13 protein-coding genes are annotated in these 16728 nt (G+C 47.2%); 11 read left to right on the top strand and 2 right to left on the bottom strand.

Annotated elements, in window-relative coordinates:
- The 6 genes from GO755_RS35060 to GO755_RS35035 all read left to right on the top strand — a co-directional run bounded on the left by GO755_RS35060 (position 1) and on the right by GO755_RS35035 (position 6934).
- Positions 1 to 699, top strand: coding sequence for a hypothetical protein (locus GO755_RS35060; RefSeq protein ID WP_157590108.1), 699 nt, complete (start codon positions 1 to 3; stop codon positions 697 to 699).
- Positions 696 to 1163 carry a hypothetical protein gene (locus tag GO755_RS35055; protein WP_157590107.1) on the top strand — a complete coding sequence of 156 codons (468 nt, stop codon included), beginning with the start codon at positions 696 to 698 and terminating at the stop codon, positions 1161 to 1163. The genes GO755_RS35060 and GO755_RS35055 overlap by 4 nt, the downstream gene beginning before the upstream one ends.
- Positions 1164 to 1207: 44 nt before the next feature.
- Positions 1208 to 1609 (top strand): hypothetical protein, encoded by a 402-nt coding sequence (locus tag GO755_RS35050; protein ID WP_157590106.1) that lies wholly within the window; start codon positions 1208 to 1210, stop codon positions 1607 to 1609.
- A gap of 376 nt (positions 1610 to 1985) precedes the next feature.
- Complete coding sequence (locus GO755_RS35045) at positions 1986 to 3323, top strand: outer membrane protein assembly factor BamB family protein (RefSeq protein WP_157590105.1); 1338 nt, start codon at positions 1986 to 1988, stop codon at positions 3321 to 3323.
- Positions 3324 to 3473: 150 nt separating this feature from the next.
- Positions 3474 to 5525: a DUF5977 domain-containing protein gene (locus GO755_RS35040; protein WP_157590104.1), complete on the top strand. Its 2052-nt coding sequence runs from the start codon at positions 3474 to 3476 to the stop codon at positions 5523 to 5525.
- Positions 5526 to 5527: 2 nt separating this feature from the next.
- A complete protein-coding gene (locus tag GO755_RS35035) occupies positions 5528 to 6934 on the top strand; it encodes a hypothetical protein (protein WP_157590103.1) in 1407 nt (468 codons plus the stop codon).
- 72 nt (positions 6935 to 7006) lie between these two features.
- Here GO755_RS35035 and GO755_RS35030 read toward each other — a convergent pair whose 3' ends face one another.
- The gene (locus GO755_RS35030) at positions 7007 to 8302 is read right to left on the bottom strand and encodes a hypothetical protein (RefSeq protein WP_157590102.1); all 1296 of its coding nucleotides are present in this window, start codon (positions 8300 to 8302) and stop codon (positions 7007 to 7009) included.
- A gap of 128 nt (positions 8303 to 8430) precedes the next feature.
- On the opposite strand from GO755_RS35030, the gene GO755_RS35025 reads away from it, so the two are divergent.
- Complete coding sequence (locus tag GO755_RS35025) at positions 8431 to 9003, top strand: hypothetical protein (protein WP_157590101.1); 573 nt, start codon at positions 8431 to 8433, stop codon at positions 9001 to 9003.
- 12 nt (positions 9004 to 9015) lie between these two features.
- Positions 9016 to 13131, top strand: a complete 4116-nt coding sequence (locus GO755_RS35020) for a hypothetical protein (protein WP_157590100.1) — start codon at positions 9016 to 9018, stop codon at positions 13129 to 13131.
- An 87-nt stretch (positions 13132 to 13218) separates the two neighbouring features.
- On the opposite strand, the gene GO755_RS35015 is transcribed toward GO755_RS35020, so the two are convergent.
- Positions 13219 to 13821, bottom strand: a complete 603-nt coding sequence (locus GO755_RS35015) for an OmpW family outer membrane protein (RefSeq protein WP_157590099.1) — start codon at positions 13819 to 13821, stop codon at positions 13219 to 13221.
- A gap of 278 nt (positions 13822 to 14099) precedes the next feature.
- On the opposite strand from GO755_RS35015, the gene GO755_RS35010 reads away from it, so the two are divergent.
- The 3 genes from GO755_RS35010 to GO755_RS35000 all read left to right on the top strand — a co-directional run.
- Positions 14100 to 14582: a hypothetical protein gene (locus GO755_RS35010; RefSeq protein ID WP_157590098.1), complete on the top strand. Its 483-nt coding sequence runs from the start codon at positions 14100 to 14102 to the stop codon at positions 14580 to 14582.
- A 180-nt stretch (positions 14583 to 14762) separates the two neighbouring features.
- Positions 14763 to 15335: a hypothetical protein gene (locus GO755_RS35005; protein ID WP_157590097.1), complete on the top strand. Its 573-nt coding sequence runs from the start codon at positions 14763 to 14765 to the stop codon at positions 15333 to 15335.
- Between the two features lie 11 nt (positions 15336 to 15346).
- Positions 15347 to 16728 (top strand): hypothetical protein (locus tag GO755_RS35000; RefSeq protein WP_198175028.1); only part of this gene is annotated, 1382 nt, incomplete at its 3' end.

The following is a 16728-nucleotide window of genomic DNA, read 5'->3' as shown; positions in this document are numbered from 1 at the left end:
ATGAACACACAAAACCGATTACCCGGCAACCAAGTAGGTGGCCTAGTACGAACATTGAACAAGGATGAGCCACTGGCTCCAGTGCTCTCATTGGAGCAGCAGGCTCAACAGCTCCAGGCGCAAAAAGAAGCGCTCCAGGAGCAGGAGAATGAGCTTGAGGTAAAACTGCAAGTAGCGGCAGAGCAAGAGCAAGCCCGAAAGTTGGAAGAATACAACCATTTGCGGGAGGATGCTGCTGGATTTCGATTAACAGCAGCCAAAGAGGAGGATGAGGCTAACAAACGGATGTACTGCCGACCAGAGCGAACGGGTGAGTATGGCCTGGAGCCATCCTGGAATGGCGACAAACGGCAGCTTTACAATGAATTTACGTCCAGGGAGATGGCTAAGAAACTGGCCGGTATGGAGTTGAGCCAAAAGCAGTTGGTACTCCTCTATTTTGCGGGGAACATGCAGAAAGTACTGGCCCGGTACGAGCTCTTTGATGGTGAAGAAGGAGATCCAGAGGAATACCCTGGCCAGGGATGGCTCAAAAATCAGCACATTCTGGCTGAAAAAGGGATTTTTGGCACCATGCAACAAGCCAAAGAGGCCAATTTACACGATGTACTTTTATTCCTGGAGGAGAACAAAAAGGATATTAAACGGTCCGCCGATGCGGCCGCTAACGAACGAAATAAACGGGAGGAAAATCAATGAGCTGCACAAAGCTATTTTATGCGTTTTTTGAGCCGATAGCGGCAAGCGTTGAGGGCGTTAAGACGGTGCACCAATCGGGTGGCGATAAAATGGATCGACTCCTGGCAGCAAGCAGTTCCGAGGATATTTACCCGGCAGTTTTTGCGCTACGGCCAAAGTACGCCCTGGAAGATAATGGAGCGGAGAATGCACTGGCCTGGTTCGACTCCACCTATTACGTAATTTGCCGGGGCGAAATGGGCCAGCAGGAGCTGGAAGATGCGGCCTTCGATGAGGCCGAACGGATAGGCCTGGCCATCTCCCTGGCCATCCGAGAGAACCACGGCATTACCTGCCTGGTCGATCCTTCCACAAAGGTATTTATGGAGCCGATTACCATGATTACCTTAGAGGCATCCTACGGCTATGAGGTACGAATGAGAGTAGGGTTAATGGCTAACAGTATTATCTATACAAATAGTTAAAAGCATCTTAATTTTAACTAGTACTAATTCTGGGTAAAAAGAGTATGATATATTTATCTGATAGAAATTTTAGAATTTGGGCTTATACAGTTAGCCATTATTCCTTGTTATTAAGAAGCCCTTTATTGTTGCCAGATGAAGATGGTTATTCAGATAGGTATAGTTATAATATTGATTTGGAGTTTTGGGCCGTTGAATATATTTCAATTCCAACATCTATTTCCAGCATTGCTTTAAAAGAAATCAATTTTACTGATTTGCCAGAAGAGCTAATAGGGGTTAAACAGGTTGGAGAAAATAAAATTTTTGAGATAACATCAGGTAGCAGAAAGTATTATATAATAGCAGCCGGATGCCTCATAGGTAAAAACAGATGGGAGCGCGAAGATAGAATTTTCAATGCTAACCTGAATTTGGAACATGATGAAATCCTAAGAACATTCTAAATATACTACTCTTAAAAGCTATACTAGCCAACATATCCACCAATTATGCTTTTTAATATTTTACTTGTATTGGTCGCTGTACCGATTTATTTAGCTGGTCTCGTTTATATGCGTCGGACTAGCCAAAACAAGACAGTAGCCACCGTTACCTGGTTGCTAATCGTTGGTATCATACTAGGAACTTTATTTTATCACAATTATAAAATCAGTAGACAACCTTTACCAAACGTTAATTATTCGAGATAAAACGTCCTTTTGTCATCTGGCCATCTTCTTGTCCATCCAAAAAACACGGCACTACCTATCTTGTCGATACAAACCCAAAAATATTTATGGTTCCAATAACTTTAATTGAACCGAAACACAATCGTTTTATATGACAGAATATTTATCGTACCTTAAAAAGGTAGTTTTATTGTTAATTCCACTATTACAAATTGCTTTTGGGGGTCATGCGCAAGGGCTAACAACGACCAGTCTAATCGATGGCAACTGGACTGATACGTCGGTATGGTCGTGTGGATGCGTTCCGGGCGCGGGTGATATTGTCGTGCTGAAACATACAATAACCATACCTGGTAGCCTATCTGTTTCGGCCAACTACATTAACTACAGTGGGGGGAGCTTGGCTTTTAGTAATCAGGCTTTTTTACATTTCGACGCTACAATACCCAGTATCGTTCAAGATAGTAGTAATATAATACTTCTCGACAATAATAGAGGTTATGGCCTATTTGCTATCAATGCAAAAGATGGAACTGTAAAATGGAATATAAGTGATTTTTCTGGTAACAGTTACATAGGAATAATTGCCGATCAGCAAAATGTGTATGCTAGTGATTTTGGAGGTGTAATATATGCATTTGATATAGAAACGGGAAGAAAGAAATGGAGTGTTGCAGTGAATGGTCTATCTTATAGCCAATCTAGGCCTGAATTGGTAAACGACTTAATTTATGCTGGAAGCACTCAAAAAAACATATATATATATAATCGTTCCGATGGGACTCAAAAATCAGTAATATCGACTCTTACTGGTATACAGCCCATTCTAGTTATAGATAATAGTGTTGTTTATGCAGGAACAGGAGATTATGATAACAAATTCTATGCTTTTGACGCTAACACTGGCCAACAGAAGTGGGTATATCCAGTTAGAAAATCATTTTTCAGCAAACCGACTGTGAAAGATGGAATTGTTTATATAGGTAGTATTGATGGTAATTTATATGCACTGGATGCTACCACCGGTCAAAAACGATGGGTTTTTGATACAAAATACGATGTAACTTCAAGTCCAATTGCCCTAAATGGTTTGGTCTATATAGCAGGGGCAGATGGCCAACTATATGCTCTTGACACCAATTCTGGTCAATTAGCATGGTCGCATAAATTAAGTAATGATCTTGTATACTCAAGTCCAGCTTTATCAAATAACATAGTTTATATAAATGGAGATAAATATGTCTTTGCCTTTGATGCCAAAACAGGGCAACAAAAGTGGTCATTTGAAACTGGATTTTCTTATTCCACTCCAACTATAGTTAATGATGTTGTTTATGCCGGAGGTGATACTTATTTATTTGCCATTGATGCCAAAACAGGGCTTTTGAAATGGAAGTACAACACAGGAGACTATTTTTACTACAACAATCCAGTGGTTATTACCAATCAAGGAAAAGTTTATCGTGGTTATGGCGATGTTCATCCATAGGAAGAGTCTGTCTAAAGCCCTATTTCGATCAAAAAATATTAGAATAAGCTGTTGTAGTAAAAGTATTAAGGTAATTAAAGACCGCCGTTAAACGTCCTTTTGCCATCTGGCCAGATGCCTCACCTTTGACAAAAAAGGTGAGGCATTTTTATGATAGATCCGTTAAAAACAGGCCTGGTATTTTTGCCGGTGCAATTTTCCAGAAATAAAATTGAGCACGTGCTGGACGCTGCCGATACCAGTCTAGTCTCCAGGACTGGCCTCCGTTACTTCCTGGAGGCTTTGGTGCCAACTTCGCCAGGCTCCACCACATTTAAACGGCTGGTAAAGATGCCAGGCGCAGAAAAGCCACCCCGCACAGAATTTGGCTCAACGGTTTACGAGGGTGCGTTCTTTCGATTGGATGAGCTCCTGGATGGATTCCTGGAGTACCAAAAGCCAACAGCAGAAACGGTCGATATGTGTATCATTTCCAGCCTGACCATGCCGTATATGTTGCGCGAATCCATCCTAAATAATGGAGCGCTCCTGGCTGGCTCATCCAAAGAGTTGCAAAACCAGTGGATTCTCAAAGCAGGGCTCTCCGATCTGGATTTTGCCACCTGGGGAGATGTATTTTTTACCACCTACATGAGCCAACAGCGGCCATTTTTAACCTGGCAGCTTGATAACAAAGTAATCGGGGAGCAGCAGCCAGAGTACTTGTTTTACCTGCTCAATATGTCGCCTACGCCTGCCACCATCCGGCGAAGGGTGGAGATTACCTACACCGATGGCACAGAGGAAACCCTGGATAAAGGCCTGCTCTCTGGAGGGCAAACCTACCAGGTGGTTTGTGTTCCTACGGGAGCCAAAGCGCTGGGTTTGTTGGGCGGAGCCAAAACCGTGGCCAGCTATCGGGTATGGCTCACCGATGGAGAACGCAACCGATTGAGCGAGGTAAGGAGTTATACCCTAGATCGAAAATACAGAGGGCAAGAGCGCTGGATTTTATACTCAAATAGTTTAGGCGGGTGGGATACCCTCCGATTAACCGGGGCAGGCTCTGAAACTCTGGAAACCCTCCGAACGATGGCCGCAATGGAACGTCCTGCCGGTGCTGCTGCCGATTTCTCCGAGCTCAAGGTGGTGCACGTGGAAGGGAAACAAACCCTTTCGGTGAGTACGGGCTTTTTTGAGCGATTCGCAGCCCAACAGCTTAAGTGCCTGGACGAACTGTTGCTTTCTCAAAACATATACCTATTGAGTAATAAAGGCCATCAGGCGCTGGAGCTGTTAACAACATCTTTGGTGGATGCCGAAGATGGAGCGGATCTGGTGGCCAGGAGTTTTACCTTTCAGGTGGCAGCGCCTATTCTGAATTTCTCCAGCCTGCCGGTGGCCAGTCCTGCACCAGCCAGGCCAACGGGCTGGAAAGGAATCGGGGTTATCCAGGTACTGGATGAGTTTGGCAAGCGAACCGGCAACGGCAGGCCGCTAAAGTTCCAAAAGTATTACTTGGATGATGCTACGATTTACAAGCCACTCACCGAAAAGCCCAACCAGCCAGGAGATCCCGACTACATAGCGAGTTTGCCACTGCCCGGCATCACGGCTGGCTCTACACCCTATCCTAGCCAGGCCATCTCCAGAGCCACCACCTACAAGCGGAGCACCTGCACTGGTGGCAACATTGGGGAGGCTGCTCTGGTGGTGATTGCTGCCGGAAAATACGGCTCTGAAATTGGCCAGGCGGAGGCCGATGCCCGAGCGGAGGCCGAATACACTAGCAAGAATACACAGGCGTATGCCGACCAGTACGGCTCCTGTACGGTAGCTCCAGAACTCTACACGCTGGCCGTACCCGCAGGCCAGTGGCATTATCGGGTCAATGATGGAAACCGTTTTGAAACCGAATGGTATCAGTACGGCAGTTCTGACCCTAAAATTGGCAACACCTGGGATCTGCAAGGGCAAAACCGAGCGTTTGTTTATCCCCGTTATTCCAATGATTTAAACTTTCCGGTTTATTCCTCTGATTGGCGGTTTATCGTCTATGGTACGGCCAGCAGCTCCGTTAATGTGAAGATCTACCAAAACGGCACACTACGCTATAATGCTGACGTAGCCATGAACTCAGACGGTTATGCGTACTTAGGCCTATCCGCTTTACTCACGCTGGCCTCAATGGATAAACTGTACTTTAAAGCTACCCAACTCTAACCATGAGCCTGCAAATACGAATTAACGGGGAGGAGATGGATCTGGCTCCCGATATGAGCACCGAGCTAGAGCTGCTCAATCCATTCTTAACCTTTGAGGATGTACTGACCAGCAAAGCCACCATACCCGCGCTGCCTATTACGGGTAAAAACCGGATCATCTTAGGCTTTCCCGAACAGCTCCAAAACGATGCGGTAGGACTTCGCTACGACTGCGAGAAGTACTATAATGGTCAGCTCCTCCAGCAAGGCGTGGCCATCCTAACGGAGGCCTCTGATAGTTACACGTTCCAGGTAGTCCAGGCATTGGGTGAGCTGTTTGGTGATCTGCACACCACCCCACTCTCCGAGGTGGATTTTGGCCCTATTGCCCTACCGGCTACGCTGCCGCCAGTGGTACAGCAATTTGGGCGCAATGTGGCCGCATTCCCTACTATTCTCAACCCAGATTATTATGGATCTAATGGAGCATCCATCTCCTACTCTGGCAAATTGAATGAGTACACCGCTGGAGCCTACACAGCAGCGGGGCCAAAGGTACCAATGCCGTTTTTGATGGAAGTTATTAAGCGCTTTTTTGAGTTAACCGGAGTTGCTATTTCGGGCTCTTTTCTAACTCATACGGAGCTGCAAAAGCTGCTTTTCTACAATACCAGGGCATTAGATGGCGGTTCGACGCTTATTCTGAGTCAGCACCTGCCAGCGCTCACCATGCCGGTGCTGTTGCTGGAGCTCCGTAAACTATTTGGCCTGGCCATGCTGATAAATCCAGCAGAAAAATCCATTAAGCTGGATTTTTTAGGCGACTTTTTAGGCAACACGGCCACAAAAGACTGGAGCAAAAAGGCCGTAAAAACCTACAAAAAACGGCCAGAGTTAAACCGGAGGCTCTTACTCTCCAGTGTGGTGGATGGCGGTGATGGCCTGGCTAAAGATAACCCGCCAGAGCTGGCCGATTATCTAACACCCGCACTGGATGAGGAAACGGGAACCACGCCAATAAGTTGCCAGCTTTCCACCCTGTTAACGGATGCCACCACTGGCCTGGCCATGACTAAACAGGCAGGCCGAACAGCACAGTTTAGCCAGCTCACCAGTAACTTTAGTCCACGGCTTTTATTCTGGAATGGGCTCACGGCTGGCCTGCCGGTGGCCACGGCTAAATCAGGCGACTACTCCCTGTACTGGACGGGGGCCGATGGCCTGGCCGCTAGGTTCTGGCCAGCGGTGGAGGCCATGCGAAAACGGATGTACTACCTGGAGCGGCAGATGGATCTGGATGAGGTGGATCTGGCCACGTTGGACTGGAGCCAGAAAGTGCACATCAATGGCGTGGATTACCTGGTGGCCAGGATACAGGTGGCACTGCCGATAAAACAAGCAGCGCAGGTGTTGCTAGTACGAGGTTAATAATTTTATTAAATCTTTGTAAGATAATTAATTATCTTACAAAGATTTAATAAAAGAAAAGTGATTTTACAATTACTCAATTATTCTTGCAATTCTTGGATAGGCAGATATGTCAAATTTTGCACCCAATACACTTAATGATTTTTCAATAATTTTTTTAATGGAATGACGAAATAAATCTTTTGAAGATTTACGACTTAACTCGAAATACTTTAACAATTTAAGGTGTTGTTCATCATTAAATTGATCAATGTAATTCCAGATTACTATTATCCGATTAACTCCCATACTATCATTTGATGATTTCATAAAAAGAGAAATAAAACAATTGAACAATTCGTTCTTTTTCCCTGCTTCGAAATATGGTTGATAAAGCACTTTAGCAATGCGATTATCAAAGTCATCTAAATGTTTTTCATTTTCAATTAACCATTCAAGGTGTTCATCCAAACTATTCGCAGTAAACCAAGCCAAAGATTTCTTATTCACATCTGAATTTATAGCACTATTTAGTAAGAGAATAGCGCTACTATTCAATATTCCAAATACTTGAGGATGATGAGCTAAAAAAGCAGTTAGAAAATATGTAGGCTCGCCACTAGAAATACTACTATAATGGTCTATATCTGAACTAATTAATTCAAAGTAAAATTCAGAATTATCTTCATATATCATCCTTAATGCTCTACTATTAATTGATCTATTTTGGTTGCATTTTTCATTAATTACTCTGTATGATAATTTCCAGAGGTGTTTAAAAATATATTTTTTAACTTCTGTGCTAGTATGTTTTAAGTATTTATCATTTATATAGTTAAACAAGTCAGTATTCTTTAGGAAAATATTTTCATTTTCTCCAATATCCTGTAGTAATATTTCAAAGATTTTGTTCGATGCAAAAATTGGCCTATAGAATAGTCCTTCTAACATATTCCTAATATGTGCTATTGCTGTCTCTTGGTTAGGCTGAAAGAGTTCAAAGTTTCCGTCAATAACTGGATGAGCGCACAAATGTCTGTGGCGTTGAAGATTTAGTAGATTTGCATAAGTAGCTACTTCAATAAGATTAGTATTTTTATATGTAAGTTCAATTAATTTATCTTCCCATTGAGGTGAGTGTATATTTTTTTCTTGTAGAGATTCAATTTCTTGTATAATTTTTGTTGCACTTTCATCATTGTATTTATCTTTCAGTTCTTGTAATTTAAAAATAATATCACAAATAGCAACGGAAAATAATCCTACTACTGCAACACGATAATTTTGATTTTCATAAGAACTTTTAATCTCGTTAAAGTATAGTTTAATTTTGGGGTTAATAATTTTTTTTAGTGAATTATTAAGCGAGAACTCACTTAAAATAGCCATAATATCAAATAATTTTATCTATATTTCGAAATATATGAATAAAAGCACCACCGCCAGCCAGCCGTGGTTTTTTTTGTGTCCTTTTGGCCTCCTGCCTGCTGCTTTAGCTTTCCGAAAAAAGCTAAACAATGGAAGCAACCAACGGCATTCGGGGAGATGCCAGGGCCGAATGGCTCACCAATAACCGAGATGCAGCCAAGATACTAGACGGCTACATCGTACAGGCAGAGCGGGCGTTTATTCAACGAATAGAGCAGGCAGGCCTCAAACTTACAGGCGAAATGCTCAACTCATTTCGGGCCATTGCCGCCAAAGAGGCCGGGGTATTTGTGGAGTCCAGGCTGGAGATGGCTGGCCTGTTTCGACTCAAAGACTTACGGTCGATGAACTACAGCCGAACACCCCCACTGGTGGCAATGGAGGCTTTTGTGGAAAAGGTAGGGGTTTCCAGATTTGCCTATGTGCCAGGCTATCCAACGGCTCACAAAATCAAACCAGCCAGTGAGCTGGCCTCCGTGGAGCGGATTGCCTGGGCCATCAAAATCAACCGGCAGTGCTATCCTTCGGTAAAACGGGAATATCGAGGCATTTACTCCGATCCGCTCCTAAAGGATGTACTCCCGTATCTGTATCGGGATCTAGCCACGGCCAGCAATCTAACCGCTCTACGCGCCTACAAAGCTGTTTTCTCCCAATCTTAAGACCACGCCACAATGGTAAATTTAAACGAAGTGGCCAGCCTGACCCTACAGCTAAACCAGGGGGATGTGGGCAAGAGTATCGACACACTCAACACAAAGGCCAAAGAACTCAAAACCACCCTGAAGGCCATTGAGACCGATGGCGGCAAGGGCTCCGAAAACTGGCAGAAATACAAGAACGAACTCGCCGACGTACAGAAAGCCACGGCAGCACTCAAAAAGGATGTAGACGTTACCACGCTCTCCTATGGCCAATTAGATAACCTCATTAAGCAGCTCAATAAAGACCTTAAAACGCTCAAGCCTGGCACCGACGAATTTATTACAGCGGCCAAACGGCTAGGGGATGCCGAGAAGCAATTTAAGGGCGTAAAGGATGAGGTAAACAAGATTAAAGAGGGCGGTGATGAGCTGGGAAAACCAACGCTCTGGAATAAAATAAGCGCTGGAGTGGGCACGATGGCCAAAGCCTTTAATGCCTTTATGGCTCTCCAGGTCATTGGCTTTATTATCGACATTGGCAAAAGCATTTTTGAGACCACGGCCAAGTTTGAGAAGTACGGTAAGGTTCTGGAAACGGCACTAGGGAGCCAGGAGGAGGCAAAGGCCGCAATGGCAGCGCTTAAAGATCTGGGAGCCAAAACAGCCTATTCCGTGGAGGAGCTGACGGAGGGTTATGTAAAAATGGTGAACCGGGGCTTACGACCCTCGCAAAAGGAAATGGTGGCCATGACCGATTTAGCCGCCAGCCAGGGCAAAACGTTCGATCAACTGGTGGAGGCTGCACTGGATGCACAGACCGGCGAGAACGAGCGTTTAAAGGAGTTTGGCATATCGGCCAAAAAGGCCGGGGATGAGGTCACGTTTAGCTTTAAAGGGGTCAATACCACGGTTAAGAATACACCCGAAGCTATACAAGGGGCCATTATTGCCTTTGGGCAAATGAACGGGGTGGCAGGCCAAAACGCCAAAATGATGGAAACCCTGGAGGGGCAGGCCTCCAATTTGGGCGACAACTTCGACAGCTTAAAAGTGGAAATTGGCGATAAACTAAAGCCCGTTTTCTCGGGCCTGCTTTCGCTGATGGGCGTAGGCATAACGGTGATCCGTAACCTGGTGGGCGTACTGGCCACGCTGATTACGGGCACCGTGAGCTACTACAAAACCCTGGCAGATTTTGCCGTGGGCGCTGGTGGTGTGATGAAAAACATGGGGGTGGCCATCAAAGAGTTTTTGAGCGGCAACTTTGAGGCAGCAGGCAAGGCCTGGGATCAAACCAAAGCAGCCGGGGCCAAAGTGATTACCGATGTAAAGACCAACGTAAAAGCGGGAGCTGCTGCCGTGGTGGCCATCTGGAGCGATCCAGCCAACGTGCAAAAGGCCGAGTTTGCCGGGAAGAAACAGGGAGAGGCACATGGAAAAGGGTTGACCGATGAGCAGAAAAAGGCACTGGAGAAGCAAGCCAACGAGGCCGATAAAGCTCGGAAAGCCGATCTTAAGGAGCACGAAAAAGCGCTTAAGGAACGTGAGAAAGCCAATGAGAAAGCGCTGGAAGATCTGGCCAAACTGGAGGCTGCTGCTCACGTGGCCAGCATCAAAGACGAGATGCAACGCGAGTTTGCCAAGCTAGGCTCTGAGCGGGATCTAAAGGTGGAGGCTATCATGCGAGGCATCCAGGATGAGCAAACCAAGAACCTGGAAATTGCGGCTCTGGATAAAAAACTAGAGGAGGATGTGGCCCGCGTGGCCGGGGAGTTTGCCGAGAAGAAACGCAAAAAAGCCGAGGAGGAAGAAAAGGCCAGACTGGAGGCTAAAAAGTTCATTCTGGAGCAGGAACGGCTGGCCGAAAATGCGCTACTGGACTGGAAAGAACTGGCCGCAAAAGGCAACGCTACGAAGCTGGCAGCGGTACACAAAGAACGACTCACGATCCAGTATACTGCCACGGTCGAAAAGCTCAATGCCGAGGAGGCAGCCGAACGCGCCAAAGCCGCCAGGGAGATTACCGATACGAGCCAACTGGCGCAAGCGCTTACGTCTATCGAGGATCGTTACCGCAATGATCGCCAACTGGCCAGTGGTAAAAACGCGGCAGAAATTGAGAAAATTGAGCAAGAGCTGAAACAAAAAAAGAACGCGATTTGGTCAGAAACCAGTAACGCCTTTGGTGCCCTTTTAAAGGGAGACCTCTCTGCTTTCGTTGACCATGCCAACAAGATTGTTCAGGGTGAACAAGAAGCCTGGCAGAAACGACTCCAGGAGAATACAGAGAAGTATGCCGCCGTGGGCGAAATGGCCAAACAAGCGGCTCAGTTTCTGGCTAACCTGGCCAAAGAGCGAGCCGATAAGGAAATTGCCGAAGCCAAGCGGGAGCGGGATGAGAAAGTGGCCATTCTAAACGATCAGATCGAAACCGAAAAGCTCGGAATCGACCAAGCAACGGAGGCCATCAATCAGACCAAAGAACAGGCCAGCGAGAAGATCAAGACCATTAAGGAGACGGAAACCCAAAAGGTAACCGATCTGGAAACACTGTACTCGGAGATGAGCAACAGCCAGAGCACGGCCGATATGGAGGCCGAAATCCAGCGCACCACCACCAAGAGCCAGGATAAGATCAGGCAGGCCGGGCAGGTGCTGGATGACGCCGTGGCCAAAGCGACTGAGGAGAAAGAGGAAAAGATCATTGCCGCCGAGGCCACGCGGGATGCCGAAATGGCCAGCATTCAAAAGCGGACAGATCTGGACTCAGCGACTCGCAAACAAATGATCGAAGAAAGCAAGGCCAGGGCCGAGCTGGAGATCAAGCAAGCCAATGAGGATTTCGAGACCAAAACCAAACTCTCCAAAGAGGAAAGTGAGGCCAAAATCAAGGATGCCACCGAGGAAGCCGACTCCAAAACCAAGCTGTTAAAAGAGCTGGAAACTGCCGATAAAGACAGAGCCAAAGAGCTCATCCAGATGGCTAAAGATGAGGCCGACGCCAAAGTCAAAACGGCAGAAGAGGAGAAGAAAGCCAAACTCAAACTCTTGGAGCAGGAAAAGGCCACCCGAATTCAGAATAAAAAGGATCTGGAGGCCGCGATAGCCGAGGAAGACAGGAAAGCCAAAGCGGTGGAGGCAGCGGCCAAGCTCAAGGCCTGGAAAGCCCAACAAAACGCCGATATTGCCAGCGCTGTCATCACGGGAGCACTGGCCACGTTAAAAGCGCTGGCCTCTGGTTTCTGGCCGGTGAACCTGGTATTTGCGGCTGCTACTGCCGTCATGACGGGTATTCAGGTGGCCATGATCAAGCGCCAGCCACAGCCAAGTTTTGAGCAAGGGGGTTTTATTCCAGGCGGTGGCCGACATGGTTCCACCTACGGCGCTGGAGGGCTGGCCATTGTGGATAGAGCCACAGGCCGGGAACAGGGCGAAATGGAGGGCGGTGAGGCCATTATTTCCAGGGAGCAGACCAGGGCGAACCTGCCGTTTATCCGTCGGATGTTTGCCAATGCCCGAACACCAGGCAAGCGGAGCTCACCCGTTACCGATTTCCGAGCGCCCGCTTTCCGTGGTGCGGCATTCCGAGAAGGTGGTTTGATGGATGGCCGAGCCTGGAGCGGCAAAATGTTCCGCTATGGGGGTTATGTCCCCAAACGCTACGAGGATGGCGGGGTGGCCGATTACTCCAGTGATGGCGAGGGGCCGCTAGGTGGAGCCGACCAGGCCAACCAGGCACAGGCTCAAGCCGTGGAGCAGGGCAAACAGCAGCTCAAAGTATTGGGTGAGATCCAGGACGCCATCAAAGCCGCCGACACCAGCCAGCAGCAGGCCATGAGCCGACTGGCCAATTCAGTGGCCTACTCGCTGGATGTATCCACCCGATCCAACGCGCAGGCAATGGACAACCTGGCCACCACCACCAAAAACGGTTTGGAAAGCCTGGCCTTTAGCACCAAAACGGGACTAAACGGAATGGGTAGCCAGGTAGCTAGTTTAAAGTGCTCAATTAATGCCGTGGAGGGGGCCGTTTATCAAGTGAGGGATTCGGTCAATGGCACCACCAATGCCGTTTACAACACCAATCAAGCCGGGCGTTTAGATAACCTCATAGGGGCCATTTCCGTATTTGGCCGACTTAAGTGATTTCAAAAGAAACGTCCAACAAAGTCAATTAAGCCTTTGTTGGACGTTTCAGACTAGCACTATTAACTCGTAACATGGGTAAGCTTATCAGCCACCAAAGAAAATGTTAAAGCCAATTCCTAAGGTAACATTTGTGTACCTAAATGTGGGCGTGGAGCCTGTAACTGAATTAAAAGTCGTTTTTGAACTGTACCAGTTATAACCTAGTTGGGCATCTAGCGAGATATTTCTATTCAAAAAGTAAGCAACACCAATAGAGGGAGTTAGCGTTGTTGCGTTTGAGTTCGAGTTTGTTTCTGAGGGGGTATTCGTTGAATTTTCAGAATGGGAATTGTTATGCGAAAATGTATATGCAAGGCCAATATATGGCTTTAGTTTAGAGGAGCCAACGTAGTAGCGCGCGAAAGGTGAGACTCCAATAGTAGTCGTTTTACCATTTTGTATATAACCGGGAGCAGAATAGTTTTGTGAGGTATGGCTCACAGGTATCCCCGTTCCTACAAGTAAATTAGAAGCGACAAAATACCCTACAGTTGGATTTATAGAACCTGAAAAAGTATTACCATAGTCGTACTTTTGATAAGAAAACGAGCCAATACTTACGCCAGCATTCCAGCGGCCTTTTTCGGTTTGCGCCTTTACTGACAATTGGATTAGTAGGAGTAGCACTAAACAGACGACGTTTTTCATAACCAGATTTTTTTTAATTACATATGAATGTTGATGCAATTATATAAAACCTAGAATTAATCAATCTCTTCTATGAGTTAATAAAAGTTAAAAGGATTGGCATGAACAGAGTTGAGGGGTTATGTATGCAATACGCACCAGGCCGGGCGTTTAGATAAACTCATAGGCGCTATTTCCATCTTTGGGGGACTGAAATAAGTTGCAATTATAGTGATTAATGTGTACTTTTAATCTCCTGACATTAACCGTTATAACTATGAAAAACCATTGTTTATGCTGTGAGAAAAAAGGTAGTTATTTCAGTCCCAAAACACCTAAAAAAGTATCTTTTAAATCCTGAATTTGGTAGTATCGAGCCCGATGGTGGCTTATATGTTGGGGGGCGTTCGCTGATTCGAGCACAGATCTCCAGTATGATTGTGGCAATCCCTTACGTTTACCAACGAGTAGAACCAAGCGGCAATAATCTAACCATCTGGTATAGCTGCCGGGATAAAACCCACGAGGTACCACCCGAAAAAATCAGCATCCTGGCCAAAGCGCTGGATGAGCTCTTTAGGCGTTCGCTGATTATCGAAGTACGGGCCTTGCATGGCCTTTGTGGTGGCGACTATTCCCGCTTTATTCGCAGCTTCCTGGAGCGTTACCAGATCGAGCCTGATGTAGATGTGGATTTCGAGACAATACGCAAAATTTATCGGGATTATCTGGAGCGAGTGGACAAGCAAACCAGAGCCTCCCAAATAAATATTTTCGCCTAAACTGTCCGGCTGGGCGCAACATTGTCCGGCTGAGAGCAATAGTGTCCGACTGAGTGCAAACCTGTCCGGGCTAAAGTAGCCCCAAAAGAGCCCCTACAGCGCGTAGAGGCTCTTTTTGTTTTGGAAAGTGGCCTAAAATCCAGTCCTTTCCAGCACCTATGCCGGTGGTTACTTTTGGCCATGCAAGTAACAGAGAGCCGGATTGGTTTAACACTTCAGCAGCCAAACGCTGGCCAGGTGGCCAGGCTTAAGCTCCTGCCCATTGAGCGAGTGCTGGCCATCCTTTCCCCCGATGAGCTGCCCGTGGTGGGCTCCCCAAAAACCATTTCTAAGAATGGGCTCAATGTGGAGGCTGGCTCCATACTCACGGAGCTGGTGTTTCCAGCGGGTGGCTGCACCATGCAGGAAACCAGCCAGGCCGATCCAGCCGGAGCGGGCACCAGTTGGGAGCTGACACTAGAGGCCGCATTACCCAGAAACCAGCCAGCGCTCACCGACTGGTTAGAGACGAACCAGGCCCGGCGATGGCTGGCCATTTGGCTAGACCGAAACGGCCAGGCTTATCTGGCTGGCGAGCCCGGCAACGGTCTCCGATTGGAACTAAGCCGAACGATTGGCGCGCTCAACTATGTGCAGGTAACGATCAAAGGCAGGAGCTGGCACCCAGCCTGGTTTCTGGAAACCTTCGACAGTGCCAGCCTCTTTGCCGATGTGGATTTTGATTTAAGTTTTGACATTTCTTTTAACGCGTAATAACTACCTAAATGGCAGTACCCGATAGTACAGGCTTAAAAAGCCTGATTGATTCCAACATTCCCGATGCCACTCCGACCCAACAGCGGAGAGGCAAGGCCTCTTTTGTCCGCTATGTACTTTATCAACTGATTGACTGGGTAACGACGGCCATCAATGGCAACCTGACTACATGGTACAAAGTAGGTACCACTAGCGCCCCTTTGGTCAACACCGACGATGTGTACCGAACAGGCAAAACTATTCTAGGCCGATCTACCGATGATGGCAGCGGAGCCATGCTGCAAACCGATTCGGCCAGCCTTGGTCTGGTGAATGGGTTGAGCCTCAATAGAACCATTTCCGTGAGCCACCCCACTACCCAATACTGGAAAGTAGCCACTTTGCCCACCTCGGGTAGTTATGCCTTTTTGCGCTTCGCCCTCCATATTTCTACCGACGTGGTGGCTGAATACACCCAGATCGAACAGTATAACTTAGTCAGCCGTGAAATAGGTACTGGCCAAAAGTTCAAGTATAGCCAGTATGCCGGGATTGATAAAGCCAACAAGCGGGCCTATGTGGTCATCACCCAACGAAGCACCGGAGAACGGGATGTGTATCTGAAAACGAATGCGGGTAGTTCGGCCTGGGTGCATATCAGCTTTTTGATCAATATCACCTGCCAGGTGTATTCGACGGTGGTGGCGGTGGATAGTCTGCCTGGGACTGATACCCAAGTCTGGAGCAGTGAAACGACCGACCCGATTCACTGGTTTCAAGGGGATGGCTCCATCAAAACAACGGGCAATTTACAGGCTGATGGGCTGGTAAGACTGTCGAATGCGATAGGGGCCAAAAAGATCGCGCTGTACGATCCGTTGAACAATGACCACCAATTTTATGGGTTTGGGGTGTTGGCAAGTCAGTTTCGGTATCAGATTGACTCTTCGGCGTCTGCCCATGTTTTTTCGGCGGGCTTAACTCCGGCAACCAGTAAAGAATTGATGCGGATTCAGGGCAATGGGTTGGTAGACGTGACGGGGATGACTCGGGTCAAATCGTTCACGGTTCCTACCTCGGATTCTGGGGTAGAAATCATTTATGGGGCCTCTCCGGGGAATGGGGGTATTTTGTGTTACGACCGCACGGCTGGAGCCTACTTAAATCTTAACATTGACGGGTCCAATGTGAACGTCAATTCGGGCAATGCCACCACTGGAAAGATGGGCGTCAATACAGGATCGCCTACCAGCGCCCTACATGTAAAAGGGTCAACGGGTCATCAGCAGCTCCGGTTAGAGACTTCCTACACGCCCACCAGCACGGCAGACACCAACGGAGCCGTGGGGCAAGTGGCCTGGGATGCCAATTATGTCTATGTCAAAACAACAGCAGGCTGGAAACGGACTGC

Source organism: Spirosoma arboris (genome assembly GCF_009754945.1).
Lineage (GTDB): Bacteria > Bacteroidota > Bacteroidia > Cytophagales > Spirosomataceae > Spirosoma > Spirosoma arboris.
The sequence above is the reverse complement of the archived record's forward strand: the minus strand, read 5'-3'. Positions and strand labels throughout refer to the sequence as shown.